Annotated in this window: 16 protein-coding genes and 5 tRNA genes; 7 read left to right on the top strand and 14 right to left on the bottom strand. The window is 49.1% G+C overall.

Going from position 1 to position 16,304, the window contains the following annotated elements:
* Window positions 1–43 precede the first annotated feature (43 nt).
* Complete coding sequence (ureG, locus tag AC3RCI_RS06505) at window positions 44–766, top strand: urease accessory protein UreG (protein WP_127538201.1); 723 nt, start codon at window positions 44–46, stop codon at window positions 764–766.
* Complete coding sequence (locus tag AC3RCI_RS06500; protein WP_492528090.1) at window positions 681–1,643, top strand: urease accessory protein UreD; 963 nt, start codon at window positions 681–683, stop codon at window positions 1,641–1,643. Before ureG ends, AC3RCI_RS06500 begins: the two co-directional genes overlap by 86 nt.
* 118 nt (window positions 1,644–1,761) lie before the next feature.
* On the opposite strand, the gene AC3RCI_RS06495 is transcribed toward AC3RCI_RS06500, so the two are convergent.
* The 4 genes from AC3RCI_RS06495 to AC3RCI_RS06480 all read right to left on the bottom strand — a co-directional run bounded on the left by AC3RCI_RS06495 (window position 1,762) and on the right by AC3RCI_RS06480 (window position 2,727).
* Window positions 1,762–2,178: a helix-turn-helix domain-containing protein gene (locus AC3RCI_RS06495; RefSeq protein ID WP_492528088.1), complete on the bottom strand. Its 417-nt coding sequence runs from the start codon at window positions 2,176–2,178 to the stop codon at window positions 1,762–1,764.
* Between the two features lie 212 nt (window positions 2,179–2,390).
* Window positions 2,391–2,473, bottom strand: a tRNA-Leu gene (locus AC3RCI_RS06490).
* Window positions 2,474–2,490: 17 nt separating this feature from the next.
* Window positions 2,491–2,566, bottom strand: a tRNA-Lys gene (locus AC3RCI_RS06485).
* Window positions 2,567–2,655: 89 nt separating this feature from the next.
* Window positions 2,656–2,727: transfer RNA gene (locus tag AC3RCI_RS06480), tRNA-Glu, on the bottom strand.
* Between the two features lie 318 nt (window positions 2,728–3,045).
* Between AC3RCI_RS06480 and AC3RCI_RS06475 the strand changes: the two genes are divergently transcribed.
* Together AC3RCI_RS06475 and AC3RCI_RS06470 are read left to right on the top strand one after the other, a co-directional pair.
* Window positions 3,046–3,822, top strand: coding sequence for a DeoR/GlpR family DNA-binding transcription regulator (locus AC3RCI_RS06475; protein ID WP_127538199.1), 777 nt, complete (start codon window positions 3,046–3,048; stop codon window positions 3,820–3,822).
* Between the two features lie 4 nt (window positions 3,823–3,826).
* Window positions 3,827–4,723, top strand: a complete 897-nt coding sequence (locus AC3RCI_RS06470) for a Cof-type HAD-IIB family hydrolase (protein WP_154892579.1) — start codon at window positions 3,827–3,829, stop codon at window positions 4,721–4,723.
* A gap of 31 nt (window positions 4,724–4,754) precedes the next feature.
* On the opposite strand, the gene AC3RCI_RS06465 is transcribed toward AC3RCI_RS06470, so the two are convergent.
* Both AC3RCI_RS06465 and AC3RCI_RS06460 read right to left on the bottom strand, forming a co-directional pair.
* Window positions 4,755–5,426 (bottom strand): MgtC/SapB family protein, encoded by a 672-nt coding sequence (locus AC3RCI_RS06465; protein WP_154892580.1) that lies wholly within the window; start codon window positions 5,424–5,426, stop codon window positions 4,755–4,757.
* 258 nt (window positions 5,427–5,684) lie between these two features.
* The gene (locus AC3RCI_RS06460) at window positions 5,685–6,329 is read right to left on the bottom strand and encodes a flavin reductase family protein (RefSeq protein WP_492528086.1); all 645 of its coding nucleotides are present in this window, start codon (window positions 6,327–6,329) and stop codon (window positions 5,685–5,687) included.
* A gap of 109 nt (window positions 6,330–6,438) precedes the next feature.
* Here AC3RCI_RS06460 and AC3RCI_RS06455 point away from each other — a divergent pair, with 109 nt between their 5' ends.
* The gene (locus AC3RCI_RS06455) at window positions 6,439–7,137 is read left to right on the top strand and encodes an ArsR/SmtB family transcription factor (RefSeq protein ID WP_492528084.1); all 699 of its coding nucleotides are present in this window, start codon (window positions 6,439–6,441) and stop codon (window positions 7,135–7,137) included.
* A 223-nt stretch (window positions 7,138–7,360) separates the two neighbouring features.
* Here the strand turns inward: AC3RCI_RS06455 and AC3RCI_RS06450 are convergent.
* The 3 genes from AC3RCI_RS06450 to AC3RCI_RS06440 form a co-directional block, all read right to left on the bottom strand.
* A tRNA-Ser gene (locus AC3RCI_RS06450) sits at window positions 7,361–7,449 on the bottom strand.
* 6 nt (window positions 7,450–7,455) lie between these two features.
* Window positions 7,456–7,531, bottom strand: a tRNA-Asn gene (locus AC3RCI_RS06445).
* 153 nt (window positions 7,532–7,684) lie between these two features.
* The gene (locus AC3RCI_RS06440; protein WP_095289073.1) at window positions 7,685–8,155 is read right to left on the bottom strand and encodes a SprT family protein; all 471 of its coding nucleotides are present in this window, start codon (window positions 8,153–8,155) and stop codon (window positions 7,685–7,687) included.
* Window positions 8,156–8,276: 121 nt separating this feature from the next.
* Here AC3RCI_RS06440 and AC3RCI_RS06435 point away from each other — a divergent pair, with 121 nt between their 5' ends.
* Together AC3RCI_RS06435 and cmpA are read left to right on the top strand one after the other, a co-directional pair.
* Window positions 8,277–8,633, top strand: coding sequence for a hydrolase/acyltransferase (locus AC3RCI_RS06435; RefSeq protein WP_110821371.1), 357 nt, complete (start codon window positions 8,277–8,279; stop codon window positions 8,631–8,633).
* Between the two features lie 209 nt (window positions 8,634–8,842).
* Complete coding sequence (gene cmpA, locus AC3RCI_RS06430; RefSeq protein ID WP_095289070.1) at window positions 8,843–8,986, top strand: cortex morphogenetic protein CmpA; 144 nt, start codon at window positions 8,843–8,845, stop codon at window positions 8,984–8,986.
* 154 nt (window positions 8,987–9,140) lie between these two features.
* Here the strand turns inward: cmpA and AC3RCI_RS06425 are convergent, their stop codons facing one another.
* The 5 genes from AC3RCI_RS06425 to alr all read right to left on the bottom strand — a co-directional run bounded on the left by AC3RCI_RS06425 (window position 9,141) and on the right by alr (window position 16,135).
* A complete protein-coding gene (locus tag AC3RCI_RS06425) occupies window positions 9,141–11,351 on the bottom strand; it encodes a Tex family protein (protein WP_154892583.1) in 2,211 nt (736 codons plus the stop codon).
* Between the two features lie 277 nt (window positions 11,352–11,628).
* The gene (locus tag AC3RCI_RS06420; RefSeq protein ID WP_154892584.1) at window positions 11,629–13,818 is read right to left on the bottom strand and encodes an alpha-galactosidase; all 2,190 of its coding nucleotides are present in this window, start codon (window positions 13,816–13,818) and stop codon (window positions 11,629–11,631) included.
* Between the two features lie 231 nt (window positions 13,819–14,049).
* Window positions 14,050–14,400, bottom strand: coding sequence for a type II toxin-antitoxin system PemK/MazF family toxin (locus tag AC3RCI_RS06415; protein ID WP_024630714.1), 351 nt, complete (start codon window positions 14,398–14,400; stop codon window positions 14,050–14,052).
* Window positions 14,401–14,403: 3 nt separating this feature from the next.
* Complete coding sequence (locus tag AC3RCI_RS06410) at window positions 14,404–14,685, bottom strand: CopG family ribbon-helix-helix protein (protein ID WP_056699650.1); 282 nt, start codon at window positions 14,683–14,685, stop codon at window positions 14,404–14,406.
* A 262-nt stretch (window positions 14,686–14,947) separates the two neighbouring features.
* Window positions 14,948–16,135: an alanine racemase gene (gene alr / locus AC3RCI_RS06405; RefSeq protein WP_336781076.1), complete on the bottom strand. Its 1,188-nt coding sequence runs from the start codon at window positions 16,133–16,135 to the stop codon at window positions 14,948–14,950.
* Between the last annotated feature and the right edge of the window lie 169 nt (window positions 16,136–16,304).

Genomic DNA, 16,304 nt, shown 5'->3' with positions numbered 1-16,304 from the left:
ACGTACTTTTAAAATAAGCCGTTAATCCAAGGAGGAATTTGTTATGTGTGGAGGAGCTAATCATACGCATCATCCGGAGTGGGAACGTAAGGCATTTGATCGCAGCAGACCAATGCGAATTGGTATCGGAGGCCCGGTAGGCTCCGGCAAAACTGCCCTTGTGGAGAAGCTGTCGAAGGCGCTGCGTACTCGCTATAGTCTGGCCGTCATCACGAACGATATTTATACCAAGGAAGATGCCGAAATCCTGCTGCGCCAGAACGCTCTTGCACCTGAACGCATTATTGGTGTGGAGACAGGCGGATGCCCGCACACAGCCATTCGTGAAGATGCCTCAATGAATTTTGAAGCCGTAGACGAATTGGTTGAGCGTTTTCCTGATCTGCAATTAATCTTCATTGAAAGCGGCGGCGATAACCTCTCTGCGGCATTCAGTCCGGAACTTGCCGATGTGTTCATCTACATCATTGACGTTGCCCAAGGGGAAAAACTGCCTCGCAAAGGCGGTCCAGGTATTACCCGCTCAGACCTGCTGCTGATCAACAAAACAGACCTTGCACCTTATGTTGGCGCAAGTTTGCAAGTGATGAAGAATGATACCGAGCGGGTACGCGAAGGTCGCCCATATGTGATGTCGAATCTCATGAGCGGTGAAGGTGTATCCGAGATCATTCACTGGCTTGAGCACCAATACATGGATGACGATGCTGCCGCTGCGCATCTCCATTCACACAGCCATGACCACGGCTCAGCCCACAGCCATTAATTCATCTCCCGTATCGGAAGGAGCCGAAACGAAGTTGGGCATTCGTGCTGAAGGAGCGGTGATACGACGCAGCGAGCTTCGAGCTACATTTGCCCTTCAAGAGGGACGTACGATCATGACGGATCGTTATTACAGCGCACCTCTCCGGTTCAGTCGCTCCTTTCGCCCACCGGGAAACAGCAATGGGTTATGCCTCTACACCTCTGACGTCTCTCCCGGTGTTCTTAACGGGGATCATTATCATTCCGAGTGGCATTTGGGCGAAGGCACCCATGTGATGTTGAGCAGTACATCAGCGACACGACTTCATCCTACGCCTTCACTTCCCTCGTCGGTCAACCATCACTTCCAGATCAGGAAAGGCGCTGTGCTTGAATACTTCCCGGAATGCGTGATCCCATTCAAAGGCAGTTCTTCTTCGCTTACCGCCACCTTCCAGCTGGAGGAACAGGCTATTCTCGCTTATGCAGATGTCTGGTCAGCCGGACGAATTCACCGGGGTGAGGCTTTTGAGTTTAGCAAGTATCGAAATTCAACCGAAATATGGCAAGGGGACCAGCTTGCTGTGTGGGACCGATTCGGAATGGAACCCTCACGCGATGATCCGCAAAAATCAGCTGCATTGCTGGATTTCACCCATACTGCGGCCCTGTGGATGATCGCTCCTGGGCTGGGGACAGCGGAACTGGAAAGCATCAGGTCTGCACTGCCTCCGGATGGCCGAATGCTCGCTGGTGCAAGCCTGCTCGCGAGCGGAGGGATCGGCGTCCGTTTGCTCGGCATGGCTGCCTGGGAACTACAGGAACAATGCCTGCACATTTGGAACACCATTCGACCGCAGCTGTTAGGCAACGAAAATCTTGCGTTCCGCAAATAAACTGCACATCATAATTTCATGAAGCCAAAGATGAAGACGACTACAATCATCTAACATGATTACAAAAAAACCTCTGACCATTTCCGGAAAGCATCCGGGTTGGTTCAGAGGTTTTGCATTAGATCGATTCATCCGTTTCGGATTTATCATCTTCCTTATAACGAAAGTCAGCAGCATTTCTGCTTTCCTTGGACTTGCGATAACGGGTAAATTCAATATATTCGCTGATAAAAGACTGCTCTTCGGTCGATAATTCACTCTGCTGGCAATCCAATTGCCGCAACACGCCAAAAAAATAATCCTCCCGTTTTTCCCGTACCATCGCTTCCTTGGATGGACGTCCAATCATGAGCCAGTCCAGACTCACATCAAAAAACGCAGCGATCTCAATCAGTTTATTCGTGCTTGGAATTGACTTTCCACGTTTCCAATCACCCAGATTCCCGGTGCTGATCTTCAGTTGTTGACAGAATGCTTTCTTTGTCATCCCTCGCTCGGCAATCAGGTGTTCAATTCGCTCATATATCGACTGCATACAGGACCGCCTTCCAACCATAATATCTAAAATCCATATCTTGCACCATAACGTAATTCTCCGGCAACATTATATAGACAATTATACCACAACAGATATTAATCCTCAGCCCTTCTTCATCCATGAGCAGTTTTCACATAGATATATGAAAAAAATAAAAATAGACTCTCATGGATATCCACGAGAGTCTATTTCCTAACGTTTACATGTAATGCGGTCGAGAGGACTCGAACCTCCACGGGTATACACCCACTACCCCCTCAAGATAGCGTGTCTGCCATTCCACCACGACCGCATATTCAATTGTATAAATGGTGAGCCATGAAGGGCTCGAACCTTCGACACCCTGATTAAAAGTCAGGTGCTCTACCAACTGAGCTAATGGCTCTTGCTGTAACTTCACCGATGTGCCATATCATCTCTTGTTTTAAGAACAATGACTTGCGAGGTTTCCTTATTAAAAAGGTGGTGAAGATATGACCCGTAGGGGATTCGAACCCCTGTTACCTCCGTGAAAGGGAGGTGTCTTAACCCCTTGACCAACGGGCCTTATTAACAAGCTGTCTTTCTTGGCGACAAGAATGAGTATACCACACTACATAAAAATAGTGCAACACTTTTTTTGCTTTTTATCTAACGCTTTTTTTAAAGATCATTTTTCAAGATAATAAGCTCGTTTAACTGGTGTATACCATCTGAGAGATCGGAATTTCATATCAATGTCATCAGAATCCTTACATCCTGTTAAAATAATATCAAAACACTTATAAAAACTTATGTTCACTTAAAATATTGCAAACTAAATTGCAAATACTTATAATTAGGTTATCAGTATCATGGTCACTCATTAGCAAGGAGGCGGCATGCTTGTTTCAGGAAGAACGAATGCAGCTCATTATCGAACACCTTCGCAAACATAACCGGATCTCGGCAGACGAGATCGTTACCCTTTTTGACGTCTCGCGGGACACGGCTCGAAGAGATCTGATTAAGCTGGAAGAACAGGACGCCATTATCCGAACACGGGGCGGCGCCATCCTCCCCTCTCCTCCCCGTGAATATATCTCATACAAGGATCGCCTGCTCCATGTTTCAGAAGAAAAAAGAGCTATAGGCAAACTCGCTGCCGCCATGGTCCGCCAAGGCGAAAACATCATTCTGGATTCTTCCACGACGGTGCAGGCTTGTGCTGAGCATCTGAATGGAAAATCATGTACAGTCATCACCAATTCCATTCATTCCGCAGATCTTCTCTCCAATCACTCGGCTGTCCATATTCGTTTACTTGGCGGCAAAGTCGACAAGGAACAACGTTATGTTTACGGCGCATCTGTGATCGAAACACTCTCCCATTATTACGTGGATAAAGCCTTTATCGGTATTGGCGGGATTACGATGGATGGATTCAGCGCTTCCGAAGAAGAAGGCAAGATTAAGCAAAAAATGATGCAGGCGGCCAAAGAGGTCTTGGTGCTCGCAGATCATTCCAAATTTGATAAACGTTACGGGTACCGTTTTGCCGACTGGTCACTGATTGATGTACTGATTACCGACCAATGGCCATCAGACGAATGGCGTAACTTTTTGAATGAACAACAGGTTGAGATTCTCATTCCTGAACCAACAGAAGATAAGGAGTTGTAAGGTGATGAAATTATTTGCTACGGATTTGGATGGAACGCTTCTAAACAGAGACAGCCAGATTAGCCCGGAAAATGCAGCAGCCATTCACCGGGCCCAGCAAGAAGGGTTGAAAGTTACGATTGCAACGGGTCGCGTCTATTCGGACGTTGTCGGCATTTGCCAAGAAGGCGGGATTAACACTCCAGTCATTGGGTCCAATGGAGCCACGATTCATGATGCTGACGGGAACCGTCTGTATCATCTTCCGCTTGAACGTGAGACAGCAGCATCTGTCATGCAGTGGCTCGAAGATCATGAGTGCTATTATGAAGCGTCCACTCAGCAGGGAATATACGCCCCAATCAGCAGCCATGATACGATGCTTGCCGAGATGGACCGAATCCTGGGTACAAGTCCTGGTGAGGACGTTGAGCGCCTGATTCGCGCTGTTAAGAAGCATTATGACAAGAAAGACTACCATCGTGTTCAATCCCATCAGGAGATTCCTGCAGAAGCTTACATTTACAACATTATGGCCTTCTCACTCGACCCGGATCAATTGCAGAAAGGAAGAGCCTACTTTGCCTCCAGATCGGATGTCGCGATGGTGGTATCCTCCGAGCACAACTTCGAGATGCAGCATCCCGATGTGTCCAAAGGTAATGCTCTTACTAAACTGGCTGCCCATCTCAATGTCTCCATGGAAGATACGGCAGCTATCGGCGACAATTTCAATGATGTTTCCATGTTGAAAATGGCAGGACTGGGCATCGCCATGGGCAATGGTGAACCGGAGATTCAAGCCCTTGCCAAGGCTATAACATTAACCAATGTAGAACATGGTGTCGCCCATGCCATTCACTCTGTACTGGACGGCAAACCGATCTCCCGGCCCGAAATCGTTGCTGAAGGCGGTCAATAAATTCGGTCCTGTCAGGAAATCACACGATCTCTCACTTCAACTCGACGGATCTCACATGCGGCACGTCCTGCAGCAGTACAATCAACTGTTCTCCCCGGAAGGACCCGGGCATCTGAACGGTGAATTCAAGCACAGTCTCCTGAGCCGAGCCTGTGCTTGTTTGTTGTTCCGTCCTGAATCCGATGACCGAAATCTTCTCCTGCCCCAGCAGTGCCAATATGGCTTTCAGGCTGTCTGCTTCCTGCTCCAGGCGAATGGTTAACGTTTCTGTTCTTGCGGAAATTAGCCAGCGTGTCGGCCGATGCAGCAGCATCTGTGCGAGCACGATCAGCAGGGTTACACCTGCTCCCGTCCAGTAGAGTCCAGCACCCACTGCCAGTCCCATACCTGCCGTTGCCCAGATGCCAGCGGCTGTCGTCAATCCCCGGACGGTATGGCGCTGCGTAAAGATCATTCCGGCCCCAATAAACCCTACACCGCTAACCACCTGTGCTGCAATCCGGGAAGGATCAAGCGACAGATTAGCCCAGCCTGCCTGATCCTGAAATCCATACTTTGAGACAATCATCATTAACGCTGCACCAACAGCGACCACAAAATGAGTGCGTATTCCCGCTTCTTTCATCCGGTTTTTGCGTTCATACCCGATAAGGACCCCGCAGATCCCTGCTATGAGAACTCGCATCAAATATTCCATTTCCATTCTCAAGCCACCTCTCTTATGTCAGCATTTTGCAGATAGATCACCACTTACTGGATTGATGCAATACGCTTATGTATATGCTTACATGTATCCTTCTTTACTATTTACCCATTCCCTGTTCAATAAATAATCCATACAGCAACTTCCTTCTATTTCAGTTGGCACAAAAAAAGAGACCTATAAGGCCTCCACTTTACTTTCCTGTATAACCCTCTTATAAAGATAGTCTGTTTCTATCCTTTCTGTTTATACCGATCCCTATTCAGCGCGGAAGTTCTCCCCTTGTCGCTCTCCTAATCCGTAATAATGGCGGAAATTATAGATTAAAGGGTTCCACTTTGCCGGATTAATTTTATTCAGTCCAGATATAAGCTTCTTATGTGCATGTACCTCCAGCGATTTCACTTCGACTACGGCCATAAAAGGCGTATGCTCCGGCGTGCGGATATGCTGTACAGATGCCTCAATCTGAAGCGGACACTCGGCTATTCTCTGAGGTTTAACACGAAGCGAATCCTGAGTGGTTAAACCGGCTGCTTCAAATTTCTCCGAACAAAATTGATAACCCATCTGTCTTTTCTCCTCAGGAACTGGATATGTACCCGTATAACGCCCCAGAGATTCGACAGCTCTCCACATGGACGCATCCGGCAAATTCACGACACATTCAGGATGTCTTTTTAAGTTCTCATAGGCTTTTCCCTGGATACCCAAACCAAGAACAAGACAATCCCCCAACGCCCAGGAAGAGGACAATGGCGACAGGTTCGTTGACCCATCCTCGTTCAAGGTGCTCAAGAGAAGTACGGGTGTGCCATAGTATAAAATGCTTGGGTTAATCGTCTCATGCTGGTCCGTTACTACCTCCTCAGCAGATCGTTTACTCGCGTTTTCGAAATTCATTGGTTTGCTCCATCTCCTGTCTCACATACTTGGCCCCTCAATACAAGTTTGAACTCTGCGGTGGCCTGTCCCAATTGTAATACGCCAACAGTTCAAGTATCATCGAAGTATGAATGCATATCCAAATATATCTGTTATCGCGTCATTGATTGCCGATCCGAGTCGCGCTGTCTTTCTCGAAGCACTACTGGGTGGACAGGCCCTGCCTGCAGGCGAGCTTGCCTATATGGCTGGTGTAACACCCCAGACTGCGAGTAACCACCTTGCTAAACTTGTGGACGGCGGGCTGCTAGTTGTAGAACGGCAAGGACGGCATCGCTACTTCCGATTGGCTGGCCAGGAGATTGCCTTTCTGATTGAAACGATGGGCAGTATCGCCCCTCCTGTTCAGGTGAGATCGCTCAAACAGTCTATTCAGCTCCAGCATCTTAGCTTTGCTCGTACCTGTTACGGACACCTTGCTGGTAAGCTTGGGATTGCACTGTGCGATGCATTGTTGCGGGAGGAATATCTACTGGAGCCGGAAGCAGATCAGGCCAAGGATTATCACATTACGGAGAAAGGAAGACAATGGTTTACATCATTCGGAATTGATCTTCAGGTTAAACCGGGATCAAGACGTGCCATTGCCCGCAAATGTCTGGACTGGAGCGAGCGGCGTCACCACATATCCGGACTGCTGGGCGAACAATTGGAACGCAGACTTTCGCAGCTCGAGTGGACCCGGAAGAAGCCTGGCAGCCGCTCTGTTGAAGTTACCGATGCTGGCAAGAAGGGTTTATACGAGGTTTTGGGAATCTCGCTGTAGGCAGGTTACGTTGCAGATCTCATCCAAGAAAGATCTACACCAAAAAATCCCCTTCACAACAAACCGATCAACGGTTCATGTGAAGGGGATTCTATTCGTATATTCAGAACGGAGAGAGAGGGATACTCTCACTTCGTTCGAGACTGCGATGTATCGCTATCGAAGACTATGCTCCGACGAACCTTTAGGGTTCTCATCCCTTTGCAGAGAAGTATAATCAAAACGGAGAGAGAGGGATTCGAACCCTCGCACCGCTTACGCAGTCTAACCCCTTAGCAGAGGGTCCCCTTATAGCCACTTGGGTATCTCTCCAAGAAATGGCTCCCCGAACAGGACTCGAACCTGTGACAACTCGATTAACAGTCGAGTGCTCTACCAACTGAGCTATCAGGGAATAATCTCGAATAAACATAATTTATCATGATTAATAAGCCAAGTCAACATCTTAACTATACTTTCTTGCTAACTGTAAAAAAGGGAGGAAATACAGCTCATACAGGTATATTGCATCCCCTCTTCAAGCCGGTTATATCCACTAGGATGAACACTACTCGTTAGAGATGGTTTGAAGAGCCAACTTACCGGCGCACCGGCCGCATCTGTAACGTTTGGGATCCATTTTTCGTTTACGCAGATATTCCGTTCCACAGCTCTTGCATACCAGCTTGTACCGATAAGGCTGCGGCTTCCTGCCCTTGCCATCCGGAAGGGACTGACAGAACCTCGAACCGCCTACCTTTTGCAGAAGAGCCTTGAATTCCGGGTCCCTGTGGCGATAGCCGCGTCCGCGAATATGCAGATGGTAGTGGCACAATTCGTGCTTTATAATTTTCTCAACCTCATCCCGCCCGTATGCTTCAAGCTGATGTGGATTAATCTCAATTCGGTGACTCTTCAGCATATATCGGCCGCCGGTTGTCGTCAGACGTCGATTAAACAAGGCCTCGTGGGTAAACGGAACCCCGAAATGATCCAGCGATACCTGCTCAATCCACTGCTGCAGCTCAGCATTATCCACCCGGTTCCTCCTCCTTTCTCACCCTTTGGACGGTTCCATTTTCCGGTATAATACTTGAATTTTAACCGTTTCGTAGGCTACACTGTCAAGTAGAATGTATGAGGGGAGATTATTACACGTTATGCCTACAATGCGTTATGTCATCCTGCAGCAGGAACAGCAATTAGAGTTTGTTGAAATGCCCGCTGATTACGCCTATCAACTCAGTGCACTCAACCTGCGTCTGCACAAAGAGATTGATAAACTTACGGCAGCGGATGTACCTGTACTGCCCTGGGCCATCGCTGAATGTGACGACCTTGATCTTCTGAACGAGCAGCTCAGTATCACCGGAGGGCTGGATTACATCAATGCGCTTGAGCATAGTTTCGCCAAACTGCGCGAGACGCATTATCCCTTGATTTCCTTACTCACCGAAATTCGGGCCCTTCAAGCCCAGCTGGAACAATGGTACGAAGAAGAAATGGAAACACTCTGATTCATTTATCTTTTTCTAAAAGTGCACATCCTAACCTGTAAGCGCATTTCCTTAACCGGATTTGCGCTTTTTAATTTATCTGAATCGACAGGTCGGTTGACAAGCCGGACACTGTTTTTTACACGTTTCGCGCGGCTTAATCCGCACAGTCCAGGCTGTTGCCACATATGCTAACGTACAGATGAATTATGCAAGAGGAGGAGATCCCTTTGCCTCAATGGCTTTGCAATCAACTGATGCGTGCATTTCACAAGAAAGACAGCAGACAGATCAAGCTGCTGAACGAATGCTGGTTCTTTTACCGGAATAAACCTGCTAATGGCACACCGCGCAGCGCGGATCGTGAACTCTAGAATTTAACCCCACTCTTCATGTATACAGCCCATTCTCTCTTCCTACATTAACTCATTCGAAGAATATGGAACGGTCGACAACGCCATTCGAGCCGACAACAAACAGCCTTCCCGCAACTGGGAAGGCTGTTCTCGGGTCATGGGACTAGGAAGTCTACTTCGAAGCAGGCTTTTTCATGGTCAGGCCGACCCGGCCTTTTTTGGTATCCACATTCATCACCCATACCGTTACATTATCACCAACAGAAACAACATCCATTGGATGCTTGACGTAACCGTTGCTCAGCTGTGAAATATGGACAAGTCCATCACTTTTGATCCCGATATCAACAAAGGCACCAAAATCAATTACGTTGCGAACGGTACCTTGAAGTTCCATGCCTTCAACCAGATCCTCAATTTTAAGGACATCCGTACGGAAAATAGGCAGCGGCATTTCTTCCCGAGGGTCACGTCCCGGGCGCTGTAAGCTGTCGAGAATGTCGCGCAGTGTAGGCACACCCACGTCCAGTTTCACAGCTAGCTGTTCAGGCTGCTGTTCGGATAGAAGCACGGATAGCTCCTTGCTGCCCAACTTGTCCAGTTCCACCTGAAGTTCTTTGAACAACTGATCGACGACCTTGTAGGATTCCGGGTGAATCGGTGTACGATCCAGCGGATTCTCACCTTCACCAATGCGCATGAAACCTACGCATTGTTCATAGGTTTTAGCACCCAGACGCGGTACCTTCTGCAGCTGACGACGGTTCGTAAAGCGTCCGTTTTCCTCGCGGTACTTCACAATGTTTTTGGCAATCGTCGCATTCACGCCGGCCACATAGGACAGCAACGATGGCGAAGCCGTATTCACATCCACGCCTACATGGTTAACCGCAGATTCCACGACCGCTTTCAGACTTTCCTCCAGAATCTTTTGAGAAACGTCATGCTGGTATTGCCCTACACCAATGGCCTTTGGATCAATTTTCACCAGTTCAGCCAGTGGATCCTGTACACGACGGGCAATGGAAGCCGCACTGCGTTCGGCTACGTCCAGATCAGGGAATTCCTCCTGCGCCAGCTTGGAAGCGGAATACACACTTGCTCCTGCTTCATTAACGATGAGGTACACGAGGCTTTCATCGCCATTTTCCTGAATGATCTCGGCTACAAACTGTTCCGTTTCACGGGAAGCTGTACCATTACCGATAACGATCAGTCCGATGTCATACTGCTTGATCATCCGGTGGAATACCTCAGCTGCTTCGCGCTTTTTGTTGTGAGGAGGCGTCGGGTACGTAACAGCGACTTCCAGCAGTTTGCCCGTATCATCCACTACAGCCAGTTTGCAGCCCGTACGATAAGCAGGGTCGACACCGAGCACACGTTTGCCATGAATCGGCGGCTGAAGCAGCAGGTTACGCAGATTGGCGGAAAACACGGAGATTGCCTGGCTCTCTCCCTTTTCCGTCAGTTCTGCCCGGACTTCGCGCTCAATGGAAGGTGCAATCAGACGTTTGTAGGCATCTTCAATGACAGCCCGCAATACATCCTGTACTGCAGATGCACCCTTGATGATCTGACCTTCCATATGACGATGGGCCGGTTCAGGCGGAACCTCCAGACCTACTTTCAGAATGCTCTCGCGCTCTCCGCGGTTAATGGCGAGAATCCGGTGCGGAGGCATTTTTTTGGCCAATTCACGATAATCATAGTAGTTCTCATAGACCGATTCCTGCTCCGCATCCTTCGCTTCCGAAGTCAACATGCCATGATCCAGCGTATAGCGACGAATCCACGCACGAATGGCAGCATCATCAGCGATGTTCTCGGCAAGAATGTCTTTGGCTCCCTGAAGGGCTGCTTCTGCATCGTCCACTCCAAGCTCTGCATTGATGTAACGCGCAGCTTCTTCGAGCACATTCCCCTGTTTCGGTTGACTCCAGATCCATACGGCCAAGGGCTCAAGACCTTTTTCCTTCGCTACGCTGGCACGCGTTTTGCGCTTCTGGCGATAAGGACGATACAGATCCTCTACTTCCTGCAGCTTCACAGCCTGGGTAATGGACTTTTTCAGTTCTCCCGTCAATTTACCTTGTTCTTCTATAATACGGATGACTTCCACTTTGCGATCCTCAAGGTTACGCAGATATACGAGACGTTCCTCAATCAGTCGCAGCTGGTTCTCATCCAGCTCTCCAGTCATTTCTTTACGGTAGCGGGCGATAAACGGAATCGTATTGCCTTCTTCCAGAAGCTCTGACGTCGTGCGCACCTGCTTCAAGGCCAGTGACAGTTCCTTGGCTACCTGTTTGATGATTCTTTCCTGGCGTTCCGCCTTTATTGTTTCTTCATTGGGTTCCAGAACCGTTCCCTGTTCAGACAAATAAATCCCTCTTTCCTTCCTGAATCGTTTCAGATTAAGCATGTTCAGGGCAGCTATGCTGCTGTAATCACAGTATCGAACCTGCACTCATGCAGATTGCTCTTCCCTATATTATCACAAAATCCCGTTCCGTTTTCCAGCATTCCTACCAGTTACAAGTTCTTACAGTGAAGTTTATGGTTCATTGCTTCGCGTAACCCATAAGAAAAGACCGAAAAACGTCACCCCGACGTATTCCGGTCTTCCCCGAAAAGCACTGCATTAAACGCAGGATTACCTATACCCGTTCGAAACGGAACATCTCGCTCAAATAATCTCCTGTGGCACGGCCTACGGAAATTCCGCCATACATCAATGCATCGCCCGTATACGTCTCGGTGCTGCCCTTCAGGCGGTAATCGGCGTCAGGATCCAATCCTTTCAGCTTCAGACGTTGGAGAGGAGCATTGGGCTCGGACAAGACGCGGAAATAAAATACAACCGCTTCGCTTCCATCTGGTGCGATAAACATCCATGCCGTTTCGTTACCCTCAAACGGACTGAGCAGACGACGGAACGTGCCATACTGAATGGTGCCTCGAATCTCCTTGTACAGCTCCACTTGAGCCTTCACAATGGCATTCTCTTCTTCTGTGAAACGTGTCAGGTCAAGCTCGTAGCCAAAGTTACCCGACATGGCAACATGTCCGCGGATCTCCAGCGATGTAATGCGGTTAACCTGATGATTCGGTACGGCCGAGATATGCGATCCCATGGAACTTACCGGATACACGAGACTTGTCCCGTATTGGATGCGCAGACGGGATACAGCATCCGTGTTGTCGCTTGTCCACGTTTGCGGCATGTAATACAGCATACCCGGATCGAAACGACCGCCACCACCTGAACAGCTTTCAAACAAAATATTAGGGAAAGAAGACGTAATCCGTTCCATCACCTCATACAATCCAAGCATATAGCGATGAGCTGTCTCACGCTGTCTGTCCGCAGGCAGCAGCGCAGAGCCGATCTCCGTCATATTCCGGTTCATGTCCCATTTCACATACGAAATCGGCGCAGATCCCAATACGTCGCTCAGCATACGGACGATTTCATCCCGAACGTCTTGGCGGGAAAAATCCAGCACCAACTGCTGTCTGCCCTCTGTCCGGCGACGGTCAGGTACATGCAGGCACCAGTCCGGATGCTTGCGATACAATTCACTATCCGGCGAGATCATCTCTGGCTCGAACCACAATCCAAACTGCATGTCGAGTGCGGTTACCCGGTTCGCCAGGTCATCCAGACCTTGAGGCAGCTTGTTCTTGTCCACAATCCAGTCACCCAGCGAGGAATTGTCACTGTCGCGATGTCCGAACCAGCCGTCATCCAATACAAACAGCTCGATGCCAAGCTTCTTCCCTGCACGGGCAATCTGTTCAATCTTGTCTGCATTAAAACCAAAATACGTCGCTTCCCAGTTGTTCACCAATACCGGACGCTCTGTATTGCGGAATTTGCCGCGAGCAAGCCGTTCGCGATAAAGTTCGTGATAAGACTGGGACATGCCGTCAAGTCCTGCATCCGAATATACCATGACCGTTTCAGGTGTTTGGAAAGCTACTCCCGATTCCAGCTTCCAGCTGAACTCAAACGGGTTAATGCCGAGTGATACACGTGTGGTGTGGAACTGATCCACTTCCGCTTGCGCTGTGAAACTTCCGCTGTATACGAGACTGAAACCGTACACTTCCCCCTGATCCTCATCCGTACCTGGCGTCATGAGCGCGATAAACGGGTTTTGTTGATGGCTGCTTGAACCACGGCGGCTTTCCACGCCCTGCAAGCCAGAAGCCAGTGGGCGACGAACAATATCGCGTTCCCGCGTCCATGCGCCTGACAGCTGCAGCAGTTCATAATCAGCATGCGGGAAATCTACGGATGTGCTTAGTGCACGAGCCACATTCACCGAGGTAGCGCTCTCATTAATGATACGCATCGACCGCGTAATTGCATTAAAGGACGAATAAGCTGTGTAGGAGAGCTCGATGCGGACTCCTGCCACGCGATCCTCCATTTCAATAACAAGTGTGTCTGCTTCGTCTGCAGCCTCCACATAAGTCGCCGGCAACCCCTGAAGAGCAGGTTTGCCTTTCTCCAACCGATGGCCAACATACGTGAATTCCGAGACACTTGAACCATTCTCCAGTTGAAGCTGTACGGCCGGGTTACGGAAATCACTTGTTCCGTAAACAGGCAGCTCCAGCGGCAGGGTATCGAATGAGATCGTCCGGTCCTCAGGTACCGGATTCGGGCTGAAGGAAGCGCGTTCCGTCCGAACATGGAGCCAGCTCAGATCTGAGTCGCGTAATTTTTTGCCATAATACAGATGTACCAAATATCCCGAAGGAAGCACCTGGAATACGTAACTTGCCTTGCGGGTTTGTAAATGAAATTGTAGTTTCTCTTCATTGATATAAATGCTCATATGTCTCCTCCACCTCTATATACATCTTTGGCGTAAACGGTTTCTCAGGTTCCATTATAGCGAAAAGCACGCCAATGTTCTACGCTTTCATTTTTGTTCAGACAAAAGAGCGCACCGCAGCCCTTGGGCCGCGATACGCTCCTCTGAAATGTTGTCTGTAATTGTGTGTTCCCGCAAGGAACATCCCGCTACGGGCGGATTGCTGGCAGCCCAAACCCGGTGCCAAGCAACCTAAAAATCGATCAAACCCAGACTGATCTGCAACGCCTCATTAACCAATTTCATGGTCTCCTCGTCCAGATGGGTAATCTTGTCAGTCAGTCTTTGTTTGTCAATCGTCCGTATTTGTTCGAGCAAAATCACAGAGTCCCGGTCAAAGCCATGAGCCGCAGCATCAATCTCGACATGCGTCGGCAGCTTTGCCTTCTGAATCTGGGCGGTAATAGCCGCCACGATACACGTTGGACTGAACCGGTTACCGATGTCATTCTGGATGACCAGCACCGGCCTGACTCCACCTTGCTCCGAACCGACAACGGGAGAAAGATCCGCAAAAAAAACGTCACCGCGTTTTACGATCAATGTCTACACCCCGCTAACTAAGCGGTCCAGAGTGCTGTCCGCATCTTCCTCCGCGTGAAAGGCCTCGGATGCCATGGTCAGATTAATTTTTGCCATCTCCATGTACCCGCGCTGCATGGACTCACGGATGTAACGTTTCTTCCGTTCGGTCAAATACAGCTTCATGGCCTGCCTAATCAATTCGCTGCGGTTGGAATTCTCCAGCGCTACGATGCCATCCACTTCCTGCAGGAGATGATCAGGCAAACTGATCATAATCCGCTTGGTGTTCTGCAAGTTGGCCACCTATCTTCCACCCCCACAAACCTTTCGCCATTGTGAACCAGTATTACGTTTTTCCAGAACTTTTATACAAAGGAATATATATGCCCCGAGTATATCAAGTATGCTGTACTCCATTATAAACATGGGGGGCAATATTCGTACAGACCAAACATCTCTTTTCAGGATTTTTCATCCTCGTCAATATAACAACATTCGAGATGCTCCGACACTTTTCCTTCCGTTCCGAAAAAAAGTTTATTGGTAATAGCGTCCAGTTGTCCTGTCAGGATGTCAAAAGAGGATTAACCTTGGCGACTTCGACACCGTTCCGGAAATAGATTCGCGGAATCCGATGAGCCATCATGCAGATCACCTCATAGGCAATCGTACCAAGCTGGGAGGCCACTTCATCTGCGGTAATCACACTATCAGATTGGTGACCGATGAGGACAACCTCTTCGCCGGCTTGAATTTCTTCCGCCTCTTCAGCGAAAGATTGCAGCGACACCATACACTGATCCATGCAGATCGTACCGACGACGGGAACGCGGCGGCCACGTACAAGCACTTGAGCTTTACCTGTCAGCATTCTTGAAAATCCGTCTGCATAGCCGATAGGCAGGGTCGCAATTCGTTCGTTCCCTTGTGTCACATAACGGGTTCCGTAGCTGACCCCCCAATGAGGCGGCAGTGTTTTGACCAGAACCGCTTTTGTCTTCAGTGTCAATACCGGGACCAGTTTCACTACCTGATGATTCACCTCGGCGGAAGGGTACAGCCCATACAGACTGATACCCACTCGCACCATATTGTAGGATAATTCCGGTGTATCAATAGCAGCTGCACTGTTCGCCGTATGTATAATCGGGATGACACATCCCTGATCCCGCAGCGCTTCAACCACGCTTTGAAACCGTCGATACTGCTCCAGTGTATAGGTCTTGTCTTCTTCATCCGCCTTGGCATAATGAGTGAACATGCCTTCGAGCAGGACCTGATCCATTGCTGCTGCTTCCTGGATGAAAGCAATAGCTTCATCGCCGGGCAGCAGACCCAGGCGTCCCATACCACTATCAATTTTGATGTGAACCTTCAATTGGTTCTGAGACGATCCTGTATCCAGATCACGAATCGCTTCAAGCACTTCCCTGCTGAACAGCGTTATGGTCACATCTTGTTCCCTGGCTACAGCAATACCCTCAGGCGGTGTATAACCCAATACCAAGATCGGAGCCTTGATTCCATTTTGTCGCAGTTCAAGCGCTTCGTCCAGAAAAGCGACACTCAGATAATCCACTCCGATTCGTTCCAGTTCTCTGGCCGTCTCCACAGCTCCATGTCCATAAGCGTTCGCCTTGACACAAGCTAGAAACTTCATGCCTTGCGGCAGAACCGCGCGGAAAGCGTCTACGTTGCTACTCAAATGATCCAAGTTGATCTCCGCTTGGGTCGGCCGATATTGTCCTTGCACGTTCTGTCACCTTCTCTAGTCATCTTAATCCGGCTCACATATCAGACTCCATCGTAATGCTCAAGCATGTGACTGTCAAATGAGCAGAAGAACGGCGACTCAAAAAGTATGCCCAGCATAATGGCGAAGCCGGAAGCGGATGAAGAAACAGGCGGATAAGCGATACGAA

Source organism: Paenibacillus sp. MT124, from assembly GCF_058792755.1.
Note: the sequence above shows the minus strand (reverse complement) of the source record. Positions and strands in the feature narration are given on the sequence as shown.